General features: G+C 55.8%; 15 protein-coding genes, 1 pseudogene and 1 riboswitch. Of the genes and pseudogenes, 5 read left to right on the forward strand and 11 right to left on the reverse strand.

Annotated features, from left to right (window positions below):
- Positions 1 to 2 precede the first annotated feature (2 nt).
- The 4 genes from QMG93_RS33255 to QMG93_RS33270 all read right to left on the reverse strand — a co-directional run bounded on the left by QMG93_RS33255 (position 3) and on the right by QMG93_RS33270 (position 8196).
- Positions 3 to 2963 (reverse strand): extracellular solute-binding protein, encoded by a 2961-nt coding sequence (locus tag QMG93_RS33255; protein WP_281944208.1) that lies wholly within the window; start codon positions 2961 to 2963, stop codon positions 3 to 5.
- A 25-nt stretch (positions 2964 to 2988) separates the two neighbouring features.
- Positions 2989 to 4110 carry an ABC transporter ATP-binding protein gene (locus tag QMG93_RS33260; RefSeq protein ID WP_281944210.1) on the reverse strand — a complete coding sequence of 374 codons (1122 nt, stop codon included), beginning with the start codon at positions 4108 to 4110 and terminating at the stop codon, positions 2989 to 2991.
- Between the two features lie 286 nt (positions 4111 to 4396).
- The gene (locus tag QMG93_RS33265; RefSeq protein WP_281944211.1) at positions 4397 to 5752 is read right to left on the reverse strand and encodes an ABC transporter substrate-binding protein; all 1356 of its coding nucleotides are present in this window, start codon (positions 5750 to 5752) and stop codon (positions 4397 to 4399) included.
- Between the two features lie 68 nt (positions 5753 to 5820).
- The gene (locus QMG93_RS33270) at positions 5821 to 8196 is read right to left on the reverse strand and encodes a glycosyl hydrolase family 28-related protein (protein WP_281944212.1); all 2376 of its coding nucleotides are present in this window, start codon (positions 8194 to 8196) and stop codon (positions 5821 to 5823) included.
- Between the two features lie 424 nt (positions 8197 to 8620).
- Between QMG93_RS33270 and QMG93_RS35260 the strand changes: the two genes are divergently transcribed.
- Together QMG93_RS35260 and QMG93_RS33280 are read left to right on the forward strand one after the other, a co-directional pair.
- Positions 8621 to 8824 carry a sporulation histidine kinase inhibitor Sda gene (locus QMG93_RS35260; RefSeq protein ID WP_309299718.1) on the forward strand — a complete coding sequence of 68 codons (204 nt, stop codon included), beginning with the start codon at positions 8621 to 8623 and terminating at the stop codon, positions 8822 to 8824.
- 194 nt (positions 8825 to 9018) lie between these two features.
- On the forward strand, positions 9019 to 9477 hold the full coding sequence (locus QMG93_RS33280; protein WP_281944213.1) for a MarR family winged helix-turn-helix transcriptional regulator: 459 nt from the start codon (positions 9019 to 9021) through the stop codon (positions 9475 to 9477).
- Between the two features lie 39 nt (positions 9478 to 9516).
- Here QMG93_RS33280 and ftsW read toward each other — a convergent pair.
- The 5 genes and pseudogenes from ftsW to QMG93_RS33305 form a co-directional block, all read right to left on the reverse strand.
- Positions 9517 to 10593, reverse strand: a pseudogene (gene ftsW, locus QMG93_RS33285) (putative lipid II flippase FtsW); the annotation flags it as partial.
- A gap of 96 nt (positions 10594 to 10689) precedes the next feature.
- Positions 10690 to 11064: a magnesium transporter MgtE N-terminal domain-containing protein gene (locus tag QMG93_RS33290; protein WP_281944214.1), complete on the reverse strand. Its 375-nt coding sequence runs from the start codon at positions 11062 to 11064 to the stop codon at positions 10690 to 10692.
- An 18-nt stretch (positions 11065 to 11082) separates the two neighbouring features.
- Complete coding sequence (locus QMG93_RS33295) at positions 11083 to 11787, reverse strand: MgtC/SapB family protein (protein WP_281944215.1); 705 nt, start codon at positions 11785 to 11787, stop codon at positions 11083 to 11085.
- A gap of 341 nt (positions 11788 to 12128) precedes the next feature.
- Positions 12129 to 12298: riboswitch (M-box (ykoK) riboswitch) on the reverse strand.
- Between the two features lie 64 nt (positions 12299 to 12362).
- Positions 12363 to 13181 (reverse strand): NAD(P)H-binding protein, encoded by an 819-nt coding sequence (locus tag QMG93_RS33300; RefSeq protein WP_281944216.1) that lies wholly within the window; start codon positions 13179 to 13181, stop codon positions 12363 to 12365.
- A 250-nt stretch (positions 13182 to 13431) separates the two neighbouring features.
- Positions 13432 to 13881, reverse strand: a complete 450-nt coding sequence (locus QMG93_RS33305) for a MarR family winged helix-turn-helix transcriptional regulator (protein ID WP_309299719.1) — start codon at positions 13879 to 13881, stop codon at positions 13432 to 13434.
- A gap of 221 nt (positions 13882 to 14102) precedes the next feature.
- Between QMG93_RS33305 and QMG93_RS33310 the strand changes: the two genes are divergently transcribed.
- Positions 14103 to 14270, forward strand: a complete 168-nt coding sequence (locus tag QMG93_RS33310; protein WP_309299720.1) for a sporulation histidine kinase inhibitor Sda — start codon at positions 14103 to 14105, stop codon at positions 14268 to 14270.
- A gap of 90 nt (positions 14271 to 14360) precedes the next feature.
- Positions 14361 to 14879, forward strand: a complete 519-nt coding sequence (locus QMG93_RS33315; protein WP_281944217.1) for a hypothetical protein — start codon at positions 14361 to 14363, stop codon at positions 14877 to 14879.
- Between the two features lie 90 nt (positions 14880 to 14969).
- On the opposite strand, the gene QMG93_RS33320 is transcribed toward QMG93_RS33315, so the two are convergent.
- Together QMG93_RS33320 and QMG93_RS33325 are read right to left on the reverse strand one after the other, a co-directional pair.
- Positions 14970 to 15482, reverse strand: a complete 513-nt coding sequence (locus tag QMG93_RS33320; protein WP_281944218.1) for a DUF4188 domain-containing protein — start codon at positions 15480 to 15482, stop codon at positions 14970 to 14972.
- Between the two features lie 3 nt (positions 15483 to 15485).
- Entirely contained in the window at positions 15486 to 16136 is a 651-nt protein-coding gene (locus tag QMG93_RS33325; protein WP_281944219.1) for a TetR/AcrR family transcriptional regulator, read from the reverse strand.
- Positions 16137 to 16412: 276 nt separating this feature from the next.
- On the opposite strand from QMG93_RS33325, the gene QMG93_RS33330 reads away from it, so the two are divergent.
- Positions 16413 to 20621: a S8 family serine peptidase gene (locus QMG93_RS33330; protein WP_281944220.1), complete on the forward strand. Its 4209-nt coding sequence runs from the start codon at positions 16413 to 16415 to the stop codon at positions 20619 to 20621.
- Positions 20622 to 20651 lie beyond the last annotated feature (30 nt).

A 20651-nucleotide genomic window follows, 5' to 3' on the forward strand; every position in this document is an offset into this window, starting at 1 on the left:
CGTCATGGCTTGCCCGCTCCTTCCGATGGCTGCTTGATGTCAGGCACTTTCAGCTTGCGCACGATGCTGCCTTGCTTATCGACGAATCCAAATTCCCGCTGCTTGCGCTTCAGCTCGCTATCGATTTGGAATACCGCCTTTTCGAGCATTTCCCGGTAGTTTTGGTTTTGCAGCACGGTGCGCGTCCAGGCGAAGTTCAGCTCCCGAGGCGTAAAGTAGCCGCCAGGCACGTTCGGCATTTCCTTGTACCATTTCCATTGATCCAAAATCGCCTTGCTCTCTTTCTCGGGCCACGGCAGCTTTTTGAACGCTTCGACATTCGCCGTATTCCAGCGGAATTCGACGCCGTTCAGCAGCTCGATCTCGTTACCAAACTGCGACTGCGTCTCGGTCGACGTCCACCATTTCAGAAACTCCCAGGCATCCTGCCTGCGTTCGGACGAGCGGAAGATCATCCCGGAGGACAGGTTGCCGCCGGACCAGCGGACGACGGTGCCGTCCTTCCGTTTCATTCCCGGAATCGGGGCGATCTCCCACGACCCGGCCAGCTCGGGCGCGGCGACAAGCAGCTGCATATACGTGTTGTAGTCGGCGATGCCAACCGGCATATCACCGCTGCGGAAGTGCATGTAAAAGCTCGGCACCTCGGTCGGCAGCCCATATACCGTAAATAGCTCTGTCCACTGCTTGAACGAGTTGAACGCCTCGCGCGAATTAAGCCCCGAATTCAGCCCGTCTTCCGTATAGAAGGAAGCTCCGTTTTGCAGGAAAATCGGCACATAGTTCAGCTTCGCAAAATAAAAATTGTACCCCTTCTGCTGGAGCGTCGGCAGTATCGCGTACAAGTCGTCCCACGTGTCCGGCGGCTTCAACCCGATGCTTTTCAGAATGTCCGTACGGTAAAAAAGCACGTTCAGCGCCACGGTCTCGGGCAGCGCGTACACGCTTCCGTCGTAGGTGAACGGAATGAGCGTCCCCGGCTGGAACTGTTCGGACACGCTCGCAAAATCGGGAAATTCGCTCAGGTTGACGAGCGAGTTCCGCATCGCGAAATCGGCCGGAGTTCCTTCGGCGATACCGAGAGCGACATCCGGCTCCCGGCCGGCGGAATTGCTCAAGATGAGCTGACCGGGATTCGGCATCAGGTTGACGTTGACTTTGATCCCCGTCTTCGCCGTAAATGACTCGTCCGCAAGCTGCTGCATCAGCGCCACGTAATCGCGGCCCCGGTTGACCCATACGTCGATTCCGTCCAGATCGCGTCTGCCGTAATAATGGTAGTTCGGCGAAAACGTGCGGAAGAAGTTGCCGACCAAGTCGCCGACAACGGTCAGCGTTCCCGATGGCTCGACCGGCCGCTCGGGAGACGAGGAAATAAAGATCCGGTCGAGCGTCAGCGGCTGACGCCCGAGGCTGTCGATAAACGACGTGATTTTCTCCAGGTTTTGGGCATGCATCTCCGGCGGACGCTTTGACAGCAAATCCGGGCTTTCCGCCATGTTCCGCAGATCGAAAATGACCGAGCGCAGCCCTTCCGCACCCTGCAGCGAATTACCGTACAGCCCTTGCAGCCGGTCGACCTGCTCCTGCAGCCGGTCGGCCAGTGCGCGAAGCTTGCTAGCCACGTCCGGCATCGTTTCCGCCAAGTTCCAATCGCGGTTCTGATCGACCATGTTGCGGTTTTTAATGCCGGTGACCATCGCCACCTGACGATTGATCTCCTGGTAGCCGTCCACAATCGATTGGAGCGACTCGCGGACGGGCGTCGTCGGCGACGGAGCGGCGGTCAGTCCGATCCGGTGCGTCCCTTGGCGGAAATAAAACGCGAACGGCGCGCCCTTGTCGTCCTGCAGCGCCTCCACGCTCCATTTCCGCGAATACGGAAACGGATACGATTGCAGCTCGCGGAACGGCACCTGGCCGTCGATACGGATTTCCCGGAAGCTGATGACGTCCTTCGTGAAGTTCTGCAAATATTGGAAGTGGATGTAGTACAGTCCGTCTTTCGGAACGTCGAAGGTCCACTCCGCCGATTGGCCGCCCCGGCTCCAGCGGGCTCCGCCCATCGTGTTGTAGATTTGCCTGCCGTCGGACGCCGGACTCGCCAGATTGTCGTTGCTCGCCTGAACTTGCACGGAAGGGTCCGATTTGGCGCTCATCTGCTCCGCCTCGACGCTGAGCAGCCAGCCGGGCTCCGCGCCGTTCGGCAGAGCTTTCCAGTCGGCCGCGGCCTGTTCGTACGCCGGCAGCGGGCGCGGAGCCTTCACGGCGATTTCCGCCAAGGCGAACGAATCGAGCACCGACTCCAGCCGGATCGTATGCCGGCCATTGGCCAGCCGGAAGCGAAGCGGGTCGGGGCTCGTAAATTTGGCATCCGTCAGCAAGCGAACGCCCCATTCGGACAATTCCTGCTGCGACGGCCGGATTTGATCGCCGTGCTCGTTGAGCTTCGGCGGATAGACCGAATCTTTCCATTTGCGCGGGATCTGAATAGTTTTCGCTTCGAAATAAGGAAACTCGCCATCAACCTTCACCCCGATCTGTACCGGGCCGGACGAGCCTTCGCCGGGCAATACGGTCAATTCGAGCTGGTATAGGCCGTCCTGCGGCGCGTCGATTTCGTACTCGACCCAGGCTTTTGGCTGCGGTACCTGCACGACGCCGTTCTTCCCTTCCAAGACATCGGCACGCACCGTGACGTCCGGGGATGCGCTTTTGTACCGGCTGCCCGGCAGGCGGTCCGCATCGGAGGGCGCATCCTTCCAGCCCTGCTCGTGCCACGCAAGAAGCGTCTGCGAGTAAAGCGACGCATACGCCTCGGGCAGCTTCCGGACCGGCGGCAGGATGAGCGAGCCGGACCGCTCGCCCTTCGCGGTTCCGCTTTCGAACGGGCCGACGGCAGGCAGCGCGAGCAGCAATCCGGCAAGCGCAAGCTTCGTAACGGTTACAGTCTTCGTTCCCATCGGCAATCCTCTCCACCTTTAGCCTTTATGCGATGACCTGCTGCGTATCGCGGTTGAAGAAGAGCGTAAACTTCGGGTTCAGCGTTAGCTCCAGCTTCGTCCCGTCCGCAACGCGCTCGTAGGCGGCCGCCCGCATGACGATTTTGTCTTCACCGACCTTGACATGGATGAACCGGTCGGCTCCGACCAGCTCGCTGAAGTACACGTCGCCCCGGATCGGCGCTTCCGTCGGCAGGCCGAGTCCCGGCACGTCCTCCGCTCGGTGCACGTACTCGGCGCGAATGCCAAGGACGACCGCTTTGTCCACATAGCTTTGCTCCAGCAGCGCCTTGCTTTTCTCCGGCGACAGGGGGAGCGCAAAACGCGGCGTATCGAACACGAGCCCCCCTTCCTTGCCCAGCCGCAGCCGGCCTTCGAGGAAATTGATCGGCGGCGAGCCGATGAAGCTCGCAACGAACATGTTGGCCGGTCTCATGTACACTTCTTCCGGAGCCCCGACCTGCTGGATGATGCCGTCCTTCATGATGCAGATGCGCGTCCCCATCGTCATCGCTTCCGTCTGGTCGTGGGTGACATAGATCATTGTCGTCTCCAGGCGGCGGTGCAGCTCGATAATTTCCGTCCGCATCTGCACACGCAGGCGGGCATCCAGGTTCGACAGCGGTTCGTCCATCAGAAACACCTTCGGGTGACGGACGATCGCCCGCCCCAAGGCGACCCGCTGGCGCTGGCCTCCGGAAAGCTCCCGGGGCTTGCGGCCAAGCAGGTGCTCGATCTCCAGCGTTCTGGCGTTTTGCCTCACCGACGTGTCGATGAGATGCTTCTCCGTTTTACGGAGCCGGAGCCCGAACGCCATGTTCTCGAACACGCTCATATTCGGATACAGCGCGTAATTTTGAAACACCATCGCAATGTCCCTTTTCTTCGGAGGAACATGGTTCACGAGCTCGCCGCCGATGTAAATCTCCCCTTGGGTGACCCGCTCCAGACCCGCCACCATGCGCAGCGTCGTCGATTTGCCGCAGCCGGACGGTCCGACGAACACCATAAATTCGCCGTCCTCGATATCCAGGCTGACGTCCTTGACGACGAACGGACTGTTTTTGCCGTAGCTTTTGAACAAATGCCGTAGCGATACCCCTGCCATACGGATTCCAGCTCCTTTGTGTCGGATTCGCGCACCAAGCATAGAAATCAAATTGATAGCGTTTTCATTCGCATTATACCTACATGATACAGGGCGGAGTCGAGAAAAGCTTTAGCCGATCTGCCGTACTTTTTGCATTTCCGTTTACACAATATTCCGCTTCTTTTGCACTCCCTTTCATTTCGCGCAAATCGGGAGCTTCGTTGCATACAAGGGACGCCCGCCGCCTTTTCCCCCATAATGAGAACAAACGATTCCGCCTATCCGGAACCGTTTGCTTCCTCGCTTATTTTTTCTTGCTTGCGTAAAAGTCGTCGATCCGTTTCTGCACTTCTTTGTTCACGTGGTCCATCATTTCTTTGGCCGTTATTTTGCCCGCCATGAAGTCCGGGAACAGCTTCTTGTACTCGGTGTCGTACGGCACCGGGAACTGCGGAATCCATTTTGTAGCCTGCCGACTAATATCCAGAAACACCTTCAGATCGGGGTCGCTTTTGCTTTTCCCCTCCAGAAATCGGCTCGATTTCATTGCCGTGAGCAGTCCGAGCCGGTTATACAGCGACTCCGCGCCCGCCTCGGTCGAGGTCATCCATTTGATGAACGCCCAAGCAGCATCCTTGTCTTTCGCGGCCTTGACGATCGCCAGATTCGAGCCGCCGTTCCACAAGCTCGCTTGCGGCGCCGGTAGGACGGTCATGTCGAGGTCCGGCTTTGCCTTGCGGAAATCCTTCACATGATTGGATGTCACGATCAGCATGGCTTGCTTTTCCGCTACGAACGGATGCGTGTTTTTCGGCAGCTCCGCTTTCATTTGCGTATAGGCTTGCTGGTTGATCGTGTCGCGGTTGAACTTGAACATCCAGTCGAGCGCATCGACGATTTTCGGATCGTTCAAGCCGACCTTTTTCGTCTCCGGATTCCAGAACGTGGACGGCTCTGCGCCGTTCAGATAGGAGACAAAGAACAAGCCTGACAGATTGCCGTAATAGAACAGCGGATTATCCCCGGTCATTTCGTACTGCCCGTTTTTCATCACCCAGAACTTTTTGAAAAATTCGTCGGTATCCTTCAGCCCTTGCAGGCTCGGAATCGATTTCTCGCCGTACTGGTTCATGACTTTGTTGTTGACGATGAGCGCATACGTCGGATTGGAGTACATCGGAATGCCGTACTGGCCCTTCTCAAACTGCGGAATTTCATACAGCACCTGCTGGAACAGCGCCTCGGGCTTGTAATCGGGGTCCTGCTTAAAATAAGGCGTCAGCTCCTCGAACAAGCCGTCCATAATCCAGCCCGCTTCCAGCCGATTGTTCGTTGCGACATTCGGCGGATTGCCCGCCGCAATCATCGGCTCAAGCTGTCCGAGCACCGGCTTCACCGTAATGTTCGGGTACGTCTTGTTGAAGTCGGCGATCAAATTTTTCAGCTCCGCCTCGGGCCACGTCGTATTGCCATACTGCCAGACGACCTCGCCTTTGATGGAAGCCGGATCTGCCGTTGTCGTCTGCGGTCCGCCCTCCGTGCCGGAAGGGCTACCGCCCGGTTCCCCGCCAGAAGCGCTGCATGCCGCTACGATTAGCGAAACCAGCAGGACCACCATCCAAGCCGCTGCGGAACGCTTGTGACGCTTCAAATTCATCATGGCCGCCTCATGCTCCTTTGTCCGTGATCTGTTGTTCACCGTGCACGCTACCAACTCTGCCGCGCGTTTTAGGCCAACACTCCGTAGCTGCGCATCGCCTGCTTGAGCCGGTTTACCTCCGCTTCCAGCTCGACGAGCGTCAAGCCGCTCGTATCGGCGATGCCCGGCAGCTTCCCGATCGGACCGAACGGTATAAATTCGGGAGCGGCAAAAGCAACCGGGCTCGGCACGGATACGCTGGCCGCCAAGCCGACATGCAGGCGCACTTTGTTGCCGGAAATGCGTACGATGCGGTAGGACTGGCTGCCTGGTTGGATGCGGACCCACTGCCCCGGCTTCAAAGGCGAAGCGTCGTTGACGACGATGGTCGGGTCGCCGCCGGTGCCTGTCGCCGTTACGCCGGCGAGTGTGCCTGCCGTACCGGTCGCGCTCACCTTGTAGCCGGCGGCCGTCTGGCCGGAAGTCACGTCTGTGCCCGTGACGAGCACGATCTCTCCATGGTAGAACGTGCCAGCTTCCGGGGGATACGAAGCCACCGTCTTCACCGGCGGCGCATCCGTCGTCACCGACGGACCGAGGCTCAGCCATAGGCCACCCTGCTTCGACGCGATCAAATTGTTCGTCACCGATACGCCACGGAACGTACCGTCCGCCTCGTTGACCCGGATCGAGAACATGCCTTGCGCCTCGTCGTAAGTGTCCGTGATGAAGTTGCCCGAGATGTTCCCTCCTTCGACCGTCGAACGCAGCAGAATACCGGCGCGGTATGGCTCGTACGCGGGCAGCGCGGGATAATGACCGGCATTTTCAATCACGTTGCCGGTAATCTGGATATTGCGGGAGACGCCGACCTTCGACGTGCTGCCGATCCGGATGCCCGAGACGGGGGCGTTCTTGATCGTATTGCTGCTGATGACGACATTCGTCATATCGATGTCCTTGACCAGACCGATGCCGTAAGCCGCATCGTTGAAGGCAGCCCGCTGCGTTCGCTCTTCCTGGAACACGATCGTGTTGCCGGTAATCGTAATGTTCTCGAATGCCCCCTTCTCTTCCGGGCCGCCGGCGCTCGATACGCCCGTTGTCGTATACCGCTTATGTACGGTATTGGCCAGATGAATCGTATTGCCGGCAATCGTCACATTCCGGAGCGCGTAATTTTTCCATGGCCATAGCTGGATGCCCTGGTTCGCGTTGCTGAACGTGTTGTTGCTGACCGTGATGTCGCCGTGCTGGTCGGAGCCGTTCGCCTGAATGTTGACGCCGGTGTAATATCCGTCGCTCACGTTGTTCGAGACGACGCTTTGTCCGCCGTGCGTCTCGATCGCCCCCCGCGCCTTCTGGCCCGCCGCCGCATAGAACAAACAATTGGACACCGTATGGTTGCGGCCGTTCAAATAGATCGCCGAATTATCGTACCCTGCCGGGTCGTCGCTCTTCGCCATGACGAAGCTGAACCGGCAGTTCGTCACCGAAGCGTTATTTCCCCGCTCGTTGTTCATCGTGATCGTGTTGATCCCGCAGGTCGGATCGAACGCGACGTTGTCGACGAACACGTTCTCGTAATTGTACAGGCCGATCGCGAACTGCCAGAAATACGGGTCCTTCCGGCGCAAATCGACGTTGCACGTCAAATTGTTTTGCGTATTCTGATCAACGCGCAGGTCGGAGATGCGGACGTTCCGCAGCGGCACTCCCGACGAAGCGGCCCCGAAAATCATCCCGTAGTCCCCGGCGTTGTCCTTCACCTTAATCACCGAAGCGGTCCCTTCGCCTAACACATGGACATTGTCGCGCAAACTGATTTTAGTGCTTCCCGACGGCGATACGATGTACGTCCCCTTCGGAAGGAACACCGTCCCCCCGCCCAATGCAAACGCGGTATGGATCGCGTTCTGGATGGCTGCCATATCGTCCGTTGCTCCGTCGCCCTTCGCCCCGAACCATCTGACATTCAAATACGGCGTCTCTAGCAGCCGCTTCAATCTCGCGCCTGAAGCGGCTACGAGCACCGTGCCCGTGTTGTCCGCCGTCGTGTGGTCGTCCGGATCGACGATAAAATGACCTTCCTGCCCTTTGTCCGTTACCAAATAGACGAAAGACGCATCCGGCGCCGTCATTGACCGCAGCTCCGCGACCGTTGCAGGTACGACGTATTGGAGCGCCGCCAGCCGCTTGATCTTCTCGAATAGGCTGTCGGGGTTTCCATACCCGGTTAAGCCGTACACCGACCCGGTCACCGAGCCGCCGCCATTCCCGCTCGCCGTGCCGAACGCCGCACCGTACATGACCGCCGCCGCTCCGGCTATGCCAAGCGACGCGAGCAGCTTTCGCCGGCTAAGCATCGGGCCGCCCGGCTGCTGCGGTGACGCGGCGATATCCTGTCCTTGAAGCCGGTCCCCCTTTTGTTCCTCGCCGGGTATCCGTTCTTGCGCTTCCTTCATTGCAATTCCCCCTAACGGATAGAATGGAAGATCGAAGCAAGCCTTTTGATTAGCCCTCTTATTGGTAAGCGTTTTCATTCAGCGATTACCGCTATCATAGCGCGGTTGCCGGGCGAAATCTTTGTAGCTTGAATCGTTCTTTTTGCATTTCGTGTTGGATATTCGTTCAATTTTTTTGCACTACGTTGCATGCGGCATGTTCTTTATGCAACCCCCATAAAACGGGATTTTCGTCCGAGTCGCAGCTCCAAAAAGCCAATTTGCGCCCTATTTCGATATGATGCAACAATTTTTGCATTCAATAAACAACAAAATGTGATGCGATTTGCCACCATGAATACTACAATTTTAGTATAATTATGGAATTTCAATTAGGGATTTGGGATAACCGACAGCAACGAATCCCAAGGATGGAGGATACCCGATGCGCACACTCAAAGACGATTGGCTCATTCAATGCTACATGGATGCGGTCCACCTTCAGCTCGATCCCGAATTTATCGATCTGCTGCTAGAAGAAATCCATAGACGTTCGACCGATCCCGCTTTCCGCCGAATGTGGATGGCCGTCTCCCACTCTCTATGGGGGCAAAAGGCTGCGGCTGGCGCCGTTCTCCATGCGAATTGAACCTCGCCATCCTTTTCTTATTTTTCCGGGCTCTTACGCTGTGCCGTACGAAACGCGCAGCGCAGGAGCCTTTTTGGTCTGTTCCGCAGACTTGTTGGGGACGGGAAGAAGATGATATAATTTTGACCAAATTAACTTGTGCACAATCAATCCTTCCGGGACATGAACAGGATTGAGGAAAGAAGGTTCCTCCCATGAGTCATAATGAATATTTGAAACTCGACAATCAGCTATGCTTCAGTCTGTACGCCTGTTCGAGAGCGATTTCGCGAATGTACCGGCCGCTGCTCGACGAGCTTGGGCTGACCTACCCCCAATATCTTGTGTTATTGGTTTTGTGGGAAAAGGAAGAAAGCACGGTCAAAGAGCTGAGCGAAATCCTCGATCTCGACTCGGGAACCTTGACGCCGATGCTGAAGCGGATGGAAGCGGCCGGGCTGGTGCAGAGGAAGCGGTCCAGCGAGGACGAGCGCGTCGTGATCGTCCGGATCGCGGACAAAGGCTTGGCGCTTCGGCACAAAGCGGTCTGCATTCCGCAAACGCTTTTCGCCTCCAGCGGCATGACGCTCGAGCAGATGACCGAATTGAACCGGCAGGTCAAAGCCATGATGGCTCATATCCATGAGCTGAGCGGCACGGTTGCCGGGGAGTAACCGTCCTCGCTTCCGGCCGCCTGCGGCCCTTTCTCGCGAGATGCTTAGCAGGACTCCGATGCTGACCATACACAGCAGCAGCGACGAACCGCCGTAACTAATGAAAGGAAGGGGCACCCCCGTGATCGGAATGCTTCCGGTAACTCCCCCCAGATTGATCAGCGCCTGAATCCCGATCGTCGTAACAATCCCGATACCGCACAGGGTACCGAACAAGTCGGGACTCCGCAGAGCGATGATGAGGCCCCTCCATAGAAAAGCCAAATAAATCAGCAAAAATAAGGCGCTTCCGATGAAGCCGAATTCTTCGCCTATGGTTGAAAAAATAAAGTCCGTATGCGCTTCGGGCAAATAGAACAGCTTTTGAACGCCCTGCCCGAAACCGGAGCCGGCCAGACCGCCATGGCCAAAAGCATATAAAGACTGGACCAGCTGATAGGAGGAGTTTTGCGTATCGCTCCAAGGATCCATGAACGAGGTCAATCTTTGAATCCGGTAGCTTTTGGCCATCACAATCACCAGTCCGACCGGCATCGCACATAGGGCAACAAGCAATAGATGCTTCCTGTTGGCCCCGCCTACGATCATCATGATGACGGATGCGGAAACAATAATAATGTTCGAGCCGATATCCGGCTGCAGCATAATCAATCCGGCGATGAACCCGACAATGAGCAGAACGGGCGCCAAGCCTTCTTTAAAATTTTGAAAACGGGCACCCTTCTTTTCGATCAGAGCCGCCAAATACAAAACGAGGCTCAGCTTGGCCAATTCCGTAGGCTGCATACCCAGCGATCCGATGCCGAACCAGCTTTTATGTCCGTTCACCTTCGTCCCTACAATAAGGACAAGCACAAGCAATACAACCGTGAGCAGAAAAAGCGGGCGAAACCATTTTTTTAGCTTTCGGTACCGTATATTCATAAAAAAGAAAAGCAAAAACAATCCTGCGAAAGCCCACGTCACTTGTCTTAGTTCAAAATACCACATGTTATGGTACTTGATGGACGAAGTCATGGCACTGGAGCTGAATACCATGACCAAGCCGATGGCAGCAAGCAGAACGGTCAAAAAGAGCATGAGAAAATCGGGCCGGCCTCTGTTGGTCGTGTTCATAGGCGGAACGCCTCCTCTAATCGCATGGGTCTATAAATAAAACATCCGGTCACGGTTACAACGTCGGTCGTCATCAAAGCGCCTGCCGAGCCTTGTTTATACGTCAGCAGCTGCTTGATCTCGTCGGCTTCGTGCCTCCTTGTCAGACAACAGACCGAAGAAATCGGCCGCATCGTCGGAGGGCAGCTCGCTCAGCATCTCAATTGCGTAATGGCGATCCAGCTCGGCGATACATGTTTTCTGTATAAACGGGTCCAGTTCGCCGAAAATGTCCCCGAACTCTTCCGGAGACAGGAAAGCGTACACCCGCGACCGTCTGGCTTCGTCCAATTCGATGAAAAATTGCATCTGATCGGTCGGATGCAGGTTCAGAAAATCTTTGCGGAACGCCTCCTTCTTCCCTACCTTTAACGCTTGGAGCATATAGTACGTATATTCTTCCTTGAATTTGTATTGATCCAGTTTGAACATGCGAGCTCCTCCTCCCATTTACAGATTTTCAATTTCAACGCTGAGCACATGATCGATCTTCTTGATGTAATAATAAATTTCCGTCGTATACTGTTCTTCCGGTACCGAGAGTACGAAGTCCATCCGTTGGCGATCTTCATCGATATCTTTAAGTTTAAAATGCCGGATTTTATATGCTTCCTTGGGGGAATATCCGCTTGTTCCTTTGCGCTCGATCCTTTGGATCAGCTCGGTCATCCGGTAATTCGACTCCACCACAATCCGAACGGCCACTTCGTGCCGGCTCAGCTTGGCGGGACCGACGGTTTTGATCAGAAACGGGACGACATTCACCGCAGCCATCAAAAGAACGACTGCACATGCCGCTTCCAGATAAAAGCCCGCCCCTATCGTGATGCCGAGCGCCGACGCCGACCAGACGAGCGCCGCGGAGGTGAGCCCGGAGATGACCTCGTTGCTTCTGCGCAAAATAACGCCGGCTCCGATGAAGCCGACTCCGCTCACAATTTGCGCCGCAAGCCGCATCGGGTCCATATTCGGGTGATTAGGGCCGCCGAACTTGCCGAACGCTTCGATCGATACGATCGTCACCAGACAGCTTGCAACACAGATGACCATGCTCGGCCTTAGCCCCAGCTGCTTCTGTTTAATTTGTCTGTCAATGCCGATCAATAATCCGAACAATAAGGCAAGGCCAAGCTTCATGATCATTTCCATCGTCATCTTTATCACCTCTTCAGCCATGAAATGCGAAAACAAAAAAAGCTCTCCCGCAAAGAGAGAGCTTGTCGCTATACGTCTGTTCTATGGTCCGGCTCACATGTCAAATAAGCTTGCCGAATAGACCCGTCCGGATAAAAGCCGACGGGCAGCGCAGCAAGGGGAGCATGGAAGGGACAAGCGAACATCGCGTTCTCTTTGGTCTACATCATAATGAGGATTAAAGTGAAGTAAGTTTCGACTCGCATAACTGTCCATTCGGCTGTCCCCCCCTTATTTGGCGTCAAAATCGAAAAGCCCTCCAGCAACAAACCTGGAGGGCTTAAAAAGACGCACGACGACGCTTCCGCTCCCCCTGGTCGAGTTTTGGCACTATACAACGTAAAGAGCAGCGCTCTTAGCCACCTTAAGAAAAGCCTTAATCCGGCAGTTCCTGTTCTACCCATGGGCATCTTTCGATATTTCTGGGCAGTGGCCTATGTTTGTATAGGAGCCTCACCTAACGAGGACTTCTTCGTTACAGATGGATTTTACTTCGGGTCATGGAGATTGTCAAGATTAAACAGTTGACTTCACGCTTACGCGCCGATCAGCCGCTTCACCGTTTCCCTGAGCGTCGTGGCGCTCCGGCCGATCAATCTTTCCAGATCCGGGGACGTGGAGGAGGTATCGATCCTGGCCAGAAAACGGTACAGCCAGCTGTCGGCCGCCGAATCCTCACGATGAATAACGGGCTTACCCGTAAGCTCGGATACCGTTTGCGCCAGTTCGCCGAAGGTCCAGGAGCGGGGCGCGGTAAGCTCGTAGCTCCGCTGATCATGGCCCTCTTCGGTCAGAACGGCCGCTGCAGCGAGAGCAAGATCGTCCCGTGTGACGGCATTAAACGCCCAGTCTCCCGGGTATGTAATCAACTCGCCCCGGGCGGCGGCCTCCTTCAGACCGATCGCGGCAAGGAAGTCCGTATACAGAGCGCTGCGCAGAAACGTGTACGGAATTCCGGTCGTACGGATGGCATACTCCGTCGCCAGATGAAGCTGCGTGAGCGTGACAGAGCTTTTTTCCGGATAAGCGAAGCCCGTGTACACCAAATGCCCGACCTGAGCTTGCTTGGCCGCTTCGATCGCATGAACATGCTGGCGGATGCGGACCGTATCGTCGGGGTGAGGGCTGGAAATCAGCAGCAGCTTCGCTCCCCCGGCCCCGGCGTAAGCCTCCGCGAGAGATTCAGGCCGATCGTAATCGCCGTAGCGGACCTCGATTCCGAGACGGGCGAAGTCCGCCGCCTTTTCCGGATGACGCACGCACGCGATGATTTGACCGGCTTCGACTTTCTGCAAGAGATGTCCTACGATCAAACGGCCTAATTGTCCGGTGGCACCTGTAATAAGAATCGTCATTGCTTCGAAACCTCGCTTTCGTCAAAGCTGCTTTAAGCTTGTTGAGAAAGTGATCGAAACGGGAGTATAGAGAAGTACGAGGGGGCGGGGTATCTACTTCCGGTCGCTGTTGTCTGCAGGAAATTTTCATTAGAATCCGCTTAACAGCGGGTATTTCCCGCAGACAAAGGCGAACGCTATCGCTCCTCCAGTAGATACCCCACCTCCGATGTTTCTCTTTCTCAACACTCTGCTGCTTTTCCGCTTCCGTTTAAGCATGCGTATGAATCTTGTTTAGTAACGAAATCAATTGCTTCAGCTCCTGCTCCTCCAAGCCTTTCATGCGTTCGGCGATTTCCTCGCGGTTGCCCGGCAAGTAACGCTGCAGCAGTTCCCGGCCTTCGGCGGTTATCGAAATCACCGTCTTCCTGCCGTCTTCCGGATGGCCGGAGCGGCGGATATAGCCGTCGTGCTCAAGCGGAGTAAGCAGAATGCTAATATTCGGCTTCGTCACCCCGATTCTCCGGGCTAACAAGGACGGGAGAATCGTCCCGCCTTCCTTGGAGATTTCGACCAACACGCGCATTCGGGCGCCATGAAGTCCTTTGGAATTCCAGTACCGCTCGGAAGCCCCAACTAAATTTGCCGTCGCATCGACCAACGCGAAGAAAGCCTGCGTAGGCAGCGGTGGATCGAGTACGTAAGCTTGAAGATCCTGCACCAGTAAATCACCCGCAGTCCAACATAGTTAAATACTTAACTAAATTCACAATAGTATAAGCGTTACGCCGCTGTCAACGTTATGTTTTTGATTTTGCGTTCATTTTCCATATATTGCAATCCTTTTTGCCATCGGACGAAAAACAAAATGTGATGCACACGCGACCAACTAATACTATCATTTTAGTATAAATATGGAAACGCTTTGAGTGGGGGCAAGTAATGGCAAGCATGCGTTCTCTTAAAAACGATTGGCTCTTGGACTGCTACACCGACGCAGTCCAGCTTCAGCTTGATCCGAAATTTATTCGTTTGCTGCTGAATGAAATTCATCGGCGATTGGACGATCCGGTTTTCCGCCGGACCTGGTTCGTTCTTTCCGGAAAATAAGTTCTGGAAAGAGGAGAGAAAGCAAGGGCTTGAGCTGCCGCTCGGCAGCGATTCGAGAAACTGAATTCTGGCATGGAAGGACTACTGGATATGATATTTGAGGGAGATATTACAAACGACTCTTTTAAATCGATCGGTTTTCGCGAGTCGCATCTTTTTTTCAACAGCGTTCCGCTTACGGAAGACACCCTGCGCATCGGCGCCTGGGGAATAGATATCAGCAAAGACTGGTGCGTCCGGAATCGGATTCATAGGCCGGACGAAGGCAGTCATTTTTATTTGGCCGGCATGGCGAAGCTCGAGTTCCATCAGGTATCGAAAGTAAGCGTTTCGACCGTTCTGTATCAATCTTTGGAGCAAAACAACGATTTTGTCCGAACCGCCGACGGCAGCAAGGTTTCCTTGGCCAAAGAATGGGCCATTCGGGGATTCACCCCCCGGAGCCCTTATCTGTATCGTCTGACGGGAATGCTGGATTGGCCTCACGGGTACTGCGATCTCGACATTTATGCCGAGGGCCCCGTCCGTATAAGCTTCGATCCGGGCCGATTGGTCAACGTCAGCCATTTCTTCGAAGCACCGCAAAACTACGCGTACCCGTTCGTTTAGGGGAGCCGCCTCCGGAAGGAGCGGACCGGACCGCGTCCGAACAAGCACCTGCCAAGCCGTTCCTTGGCCAGGTGCTTGTTTGCGCTGCCTCTACATGGATGGCGCCGGAGGCGTCGGTACGGCCGGGTCGCTATCCCGTCCGAGCCTGCGCGCAGCGGTTTCACGGCGCCCGGTGGCGGGCACGTGCCGGCCGGCCTTCGCCAGCCCGAAGACGGGCACGTTATGGTACAAGCACTCGTACTGTCCCTGCTGGACGATGAACGTCTCGTGAAATATGCCGACGGCCCCGCTGGCCGCCACCTTCCGATTGAACTCGCGCCAAGCTTGCAAATGCACGGCGCCGTGTCGCGCATACCGTTCCAGGTGCTCGAACGAACGCCAATATTGCAGGATGACCGGCCCCCGCAGCGTCACATAGTAATTGGCGTGCAGGAACCCGAGCTCCGGGTTCTCGTACAGCTCCCGGATCATCGGCGGCATCGCCTTGAATACCGGAAGCCACTTATGGACCGCCCACGGCTTGTTGATCCTCATCCCGATCTGGAATACGACGAAGTCCCCGTCGATCTCGGCCGTATAGCGGCCGTTAACCACTTTGCTCATCCCTTATCTCCCCTTCTCCCGGTCAGCGCACAGCACCTCCAGATGCGTTTCGTAGACTCCCATCAAATCCGTGCTACCGTACAAATGCCCGGTCAAATAAGCGCCGTAAAAAATCGTATGCAGCAGTACTACCGCCGATTCCGCGGATACTCCCGGACGTAGCTCCCCGTCCTCGGCCGCTTCCTGCATCCGTTTCGTAAATTCCTGATGCAAATCCGGCTCCTGCGCCCCCAGCTCCTCTTGGCCCGGGAACAACAAGCGGACTTCCGCCGCACTTAACTCCGGCATACACGGGTGCATCTTCATTTCCGACAAAAAACCAATCAGACTCAGCATCAAGCCCGGCTTCGTCTCCGCCTCTTCGACGACCTTCCCGAGCATATGCCGGATGGCCGCCATTCCCCGCAGCGGCCGCTCCGCCAGCTCGATCCGCCGGAAGGTCAGCCATACCCGCATGAAGTAGACCAGCACGTCCTCTTTTTGCCGGAAAAACTTGAAAAACGTCACCTTCGACACTTCCGCCTTGCGGCAGATGTCATCTACCAGCAGCTCGCGAAACGAACGTTCGCCGATCAGCTCCAAGCTCGCCTCGTACAGCGCCAGCTTGGTCCGCGCTTTTTTGAGTTCCCGCAGCGGGATCGATTGCGCGTCCATAGAGCGAAATCACCTCACACAATTTACTTTTGTTCCATTGTAAACTCCAATAAATAAATTAACTCAAGTTAACTTAATAGTCAACACTTATCCATCACCAAATTCAAATAAATCTATCGAATTCTATACATTTCTATTAGAAGATTTTACTATAATATATGGTATATATTTGAAATAGGTGATACAATAAATTCTTGTAAATGCTGTAAACACAAGTCGAATCGGGGGTGACGATTCACTTCAGCTCTCAAAATCATAGTGAAAAGGAGTTTTGATATGAGAAGAGCAAAGTTTTCGCGTCTCTCACTGCTGTCTACTCTATTAACCGCAGGTTTAATGATGCAAAGCGTTGCACAGGCGGCGCCTTTGACATCGGTATCGGGTACCCCGTCCGGCATCGTCGATGCGCAAATCATCCGCACTCTTTCTTTTCATCCGAATGCCAATGCCTTTATTTCCGACAAGCTGGACACCACCTCCACGAACAAGGTGAACGTCATCGTCCAACTGAGCGGACAGCCGGTATCCGTCGGAAAATACGCTGTCGAGCTGGGCCAGCAGCAGCTTTCTGCAGAATCTTTAGAAAGCGCTGTCAATAGCGAACAATCGTCCATGATCAGCTTGGCGAAATCCGAAGGCATCGATTTGAAAGTCAACTACCAATACAATACCGTGCTCAACGGCATGGAAATTACGCTGCCGGCCAACAAGATCCCCGAGCTGGCCGCCATCCCCGGCGTCAAGTCGATTCATGAGAACCGGACCTATTATGCTTTGCCCGTCGAAGCTCCGCAGCCGGTCGATGCCGTGACCGGCAGCTACGATGTCGCGCCCATCAAGCAAATCGGAGCCCAGGACGCTTGGGCCAAGGGCTTGACCGGCAAAGGCTTGAAGGTCGGTGTCATCGACAGCGGCGTCGATTATTTGCACCCGGATTTGAAGGATGCCTATAAGGGCGGGTACAACTCTTCATTCAATACGCCCGATCCTTATGAGGAACCGCCGATTCCGAAGGCTCAGGACCCGTTTGGAAAAGGCTTCGAGGGCACGTCTCACGGCACGCACGTATCCGGTACGATCGCCGGCCGGGCCAAGAATACGAACACCGATATCGTCCAAAAAGGCGTGGCCTACGAAGCGGACCTCTACGTCTATAAAGTGTTGTCCCGCGACCCCAAAACCGGCAGATCGTCCGGCTCTTCGGCCCAAGTGATCGACGGAATCGAGCGCGCGGTCAAGGACAAAATGGACGTGATCAACCTGTCGCTCGGCTCGGACGAGGAAAAGGACCCGAACTCCCCGGATTCGATCGCGATCAACAATGCCGTTCTCGGCGGCATCGTCGCCGTCGTGGCCAGCGGCAATGCGGGAGATAAAGGGCCGTACTTCTACTCGATGGGCTCGCCGGCTTCTTCGCAGCTTGCGATCTCCGTCGGCGCGGTGACCAGCCCGTCCAACCGTTATAAGGCTTCGGTTACCAGCTCCGTGTACGAAGCCGTTTATTATCCGTTGAACGTCATGGCCTGGAAAACCGGGCAAGAGGACTTTAAAGCGATCCTCGGGACGAACTCCATCGAAGCTGTATATGCAGGGCTTGGGCAAGAAGAAGATTTCGCAAACGATAAAGCGAAAGGCAAGATCGCCTTCGTATCGCGCGGTTCGCTGGCCTTCGTAGACAAAATTAAAAATGCGAAAAAGGGCGGAGCCAAAGCCATCGTGATTTTTAACGGCAATATCACGAAGGATGCCAGTGGCAAGGACATACCGGATCTTTCCCCCAGCATAAACGGACGGGACGGGCATATCGACTCCTTCATTGGGGACGACTTTGAATATATTCCCGCCTTCGACATGTCCGGACAGCAGGGACGCGCATTGGCCACTGCCGTATTGGCCAATCCGGCCAAGCCGTTCCGCCTGACGTTCGGCCCAAGCTATCCGCAAACGATCGATAAGGGCGATACGATGGCAACGTTCAGCTCTCGCGGTCCTCTGTCGGACGACAAGCTGAGCATTAAGCCGGATATTAGCGCGCCGGGTGTGAACGTGCTGTCGACTTATCCGGCCTACGGCAAAAGCATTCCCGGCGCCTCCTACGCGCAAGCGTACAAGCGGAGCAGCGGAACCAGCATGGCGACTCCGCACGTAGCGGGCGTCGCCCTGCTTCTGAAGCAGCAGCACCCGGATTGGACGCCGTTCGATATCCGCGCGGCGATGGCCAATACCGCGGACGGGATCAAAGACGCTAAGGAAACGCCATACGATGTATATTCTCAAGGCGCAGGCCGCATCAACGTGTCTCAGGCGGTCTATACGCCGGCCGTGCTCCAGACGGTTGAGCAGATCACCATTCTTGACAAGAACCTGAATCCGCAAGAGGTCGTCAACTATGGCAGCAGCGCCAGCTTCGGGTTGATGGCTGCCGGAAGCAATGCGAAGAAAGAGCAACTCCAGCTCAAAAACACTTCGGACAAAGCGGTAACGTATAAAGCGTCGATCAAGCTGCATCCGAACGTCACATCCGATCCGAACAACCCGGTGAAGACACCGGACGTGAACAACATCGTCGCGACGCTGGAAGGTCTCGGCAGCGGCAATACGATTTCCGCCGGAGCCAAGTCGACACAGAAGTTCTCCCTTTCCGTAGCGCCCAAGGCTACAGCCGCCGACGGCGTGTATGAAGGAGAAGTGCTGCTGGAGAGCGCCGGACTGCCTTCGCTGCACCTGCCGTTCGTCGTGCATGTCGGCACAAAACGGCCGGACAACGGCTTCGGGCTGCAAGACGTGACGCTGACCCGAACCGTCATTACGCCAAGCAAGTCGACGGACGTCTCCGTGACCCTGACGGCGAAAGACGCGAACTATTTGGATCTGAACGTTTACGGCGTGGATGACAAGTACGTCGGCACCATGGGACAAATTCTGAAGCAAGACGCAAGCGGGAAACCGCAATTGCTTGCTCCGGGGACCTATACGTTCCAGAACGTCGACGGCACTTATATTAACGATAAAGTGGATGGCAACGGAAAGCCGATTGTTCAGCGCCTGAAGGAAGGCACGTATAAACTCATGGTCCGCGCTCTTATCCTGGATGCGAAAGGGCAACCGAAACGTGATGCCAGCGGCGAGCTTATTCAATATGTCGCATGGAAAACGCTCCGCGTCAGCAGCACGGACGACAGCAGTACGCCGATTTACAACAGCGGCAGCGGTGGCGGCGGCTTCTATTATGGCGGATCTGTAAGCGGCAGCACGGAGACGCCCGGCAGCACTCCTTCTGTCGATGCAGTCGTGAATCAAGGACAAACCTCCGCTTCGCTGAAACGGACGGTAACGACAGACGGCAACACGCTGACGGCGACCATTACGGACACAGACCTGAAAGCCGCTTTAAAAACGGAGTCCGGCACGCCGGTTGCCGTGGTCGTCTCCGTCTATGCAACGGCGTCCCAGCAAGTCATCGTCAAGCTGACGCCTGATCAAGTGAACACGTTGAAAGCGTCGGGCGAGCAAAACTCCGTTGTCGTCAGCAACGGAAATGCGTCGATTTCGCTCCCCGTTTCGGTATTGAAGCGCGTACCGGCAGCGGCAGGGCTGAACGTAACCGTCCGGTATGACGCGGAACGCGCATCGGCCTTCGCCGACGGGTTCCCGGGAGCCAAAGTGGCCGGTACACCGGTTTCCTTTGCCGTGAACACAGTGAACGGCAGCGATACGCAGCCGCTTGCCGTATCCAACCGCGATTTCCTGAAAAGCTCCTTTACCGTGAGCGGCAATACCGACGCTAACGCACTGGGCGTCTTGTATATCGACAACGGAAAGGTTTATGCCGTTCCGGCGAGCGTCGCTCAGAACAAAGACGGCACGCTCACCGTAACCGTCAACCGCCCGGGCATCTCGACCTATGCGGCTGCAACCCGTTCTATCGCGTTTACAGACATCGGCACGTCTTGGGCGCAATCGCACATCCAGGCCTTGGCCAACAGGCTGCTGCTGAACGGAACTTCAGCTTCGGCGTTCTCGCCGAAAGAACAGGTAACCCGCGCGCAATTCTCGGCCATGCTGGTCCGCGCGCTCGGTCTGCATGCCGGCTCGAAAGCTCCGTTCCAAGACGTGAGCGCCTCCGACTGGTTTGCCGACGATATTGCCGCCGCCTATGAAGCGGGTCTGATCAACGGCGTGGAAGAAGGGCGATTCGCTCCGCATGCCAGCATCAGCCGCCAAGACTTGGCCGTGATGCTGTCCCGGGCATCGTCCCTCATCCAGCTTACGCCGAAGAGCAATCCTTCGCGCAAGCCGTATGCGGATGCTTCCGAATTTGCCGAGTACGCCATGAACAGCATCGATGCGGTTACAAAAAGCGGTTTGATGAGCGGCGACGAGATCGACGGAACGCCGCACTTCCATCCGGCCGACCCGACGACCCGGGAAGCCGCCGCAACCGTCCTGTACAATTTGTTGCAGAACGGCAGCTTGATTAACTAAGCTATTGGACCAGCCTTTCTTACACACAGA

The sequence above is a fragment of the Paenibacillus tyrphae genome, assembly GCF_027925525.1.
GTDB classification, from domain to species: Bacteria; Bacillota; Bacilli; order Paenibacillales; family NBRC-103111; genus Paenibacillus_G; species Paenibacillus_G tyrfis_B.